Here is a 1,643-nt window from a genome sequence, read left to right on the forward strand (position 1 = left end):
GGCACCACCGCCGCGGGCGCCGCGGGCGCGGGCTCCGCGGGTGCGGCGGGAGGCAGGAACGCGACGTCGGGGAGGCGGCGGAGGATGCCGGCGCGCAGGGCGCCGTCCAGCTCGCCGCGGCCGAGAGGGCCGGGGACGAGGCCGACGCTGCCGGGGGTCACCGGGTCCCAGTCGGCGAGGAGTTCGGCGTAGGCGTCGGCGGCGCGCTCGACGAGGAAGTCGGTGAGCGGGCCGGGGGCGAGGTGGCGGCGGGTGGGTTCGAGGGGGAAGGAGGCGATGAGCAGCGCGGGGACGCCGAGGGGTTCGTCGGTGGGGGTGGGGGCGTGGAGCACGGGCGCGGTGGTGGGGGCGGCGGGGGCGCCGTCGGGCGCCACGGGGACGGCCCAGGTGACGGTCCAGGTGGGGCGGAGGCGCTCCTCGACGGGGCGGTCGGCGAGGAGACCGGGGTCGAGGCGGCCGGCGGCGGTGCGGGTGCGGTAGCGGGTGCCGGCGGGCGGCGGTGCGGCGGCGGGGTCGGCGGTCCCGGGGTGCAGGCCGGCGGCGGGTTCGGCGGCCGGTCCGCGGGCCGGTGTGCTCGTACGGCCGGTGTCCTCGATGACCGTGTACGGGCCGTCCGCGCGGCGGCGCAGCGTGCGCACCCCCTCGGGGGTCTCCACCTCGACCTCGGCCAGGCCGGGCAGGGCCAGCAGCAGCGCGTCGTCGACGCCGGCGAGCAGGCGCCGGGCGAGGGCGGCGGCGGCCGCGTCGCGCAGCGGGAGCCGGACGACGGTGTCGTAGCCGTCGGGCACGGCGGGGGCGGCGGTGCCGGCGTCGTCGTCGGCGTCGGGGAGGGGCAGGGGGAGGCGGAGCAGGGGGACGTGGCCGGCGCGGCGGGCGGCTTCCTCGGCGAGCGCGGGGTTGCGCTCGGCGGCCGTACGGACCAGCTCCCGCGCCTCCGCCAGCGACCACCGCACCCGCGCGCCGCCCCGGGAGACGACCTCCGGCGCGTCGCTGACCGCCAGCACGGCGGAGAACCCGACCCCGAAGCGCCCCACGGCCTCGTCGGTGTCCTCGCCCCGCTTGGCGGAGGCCCGCAGCGTGGACAGCGACTCGACACCGGCGGCGTCGAGGGGCGCGCCGGTGTTGGCGACGGTCAGCACCCAGGCGGAGCCCGCACCGGGAGCCGCGACGGGGGCCGCACCGGGCGCGGAGGCCGCGGCGGGGGCCGCGAGTGCGCCGCTGTCGCCGGAGCCCGCGACACCGACACCACCGCGGCCGCCGGCCACCGCCCGGCCTCCTTCGGCGGGCGGCTGCGCGTCGACACCAGACAGATCAAGTCTCCCCGGCCCGTCTCCCGCGGCCGACGCCCCACCGGCCACGGGACCGGGCGCACCGCCACCGCCGGGACCCGCGACACCGACACCACCGCGGTCGCCGGCCACCGCCCGGCCGCCTTCGGCGCCGGGGGCGCCGCGGCCACCGACGGCGTCGCCGCCCGGCCCGGCGGCCATGCTCCCCTCCGCAGGCTCGCCGCCACCACCGCCACCGGCCCCGGCTTCGGCAGCGCCCGGGGCCGCGGGCATGCCGTTGTCGCCGAGGGGACCCGGTACGTCCGGCCGGTTCCCGGCGCGCGGCACCGCGCCGCCGGGCGCGGCGTGCGGCTC

At 81.7% G+C, this 1,643-nt stretch carries 1 protein-coding gene; it reads right to left on the reverse strand.

Going from position 1 to position 1,643, the window contains the following annotated elements; genetic code table 11:
- On the reverse strand, positions 1-1,310 hold a 1,310-nt coding region (locus ABD317_RS36725; protein WP_425582535.1), incomplete at its 3' end, for a sacsin N-terminal ATP-binding-like domain-containing protein.
- Positions 1,311-1,643 lie beyond the last annotated feature (333 nt).

Source organism: Streptomyces synnematoformans (assembly GCF_039531005.1).
In the GTDB taxonomy this organism is placed as follows: domain Bacteria; phylum Actinomycetota; class Actinomycetes; order Streptomycetales; family Streptomycetaceae; genus Streptomyces; species Streptomyces synnematoformans.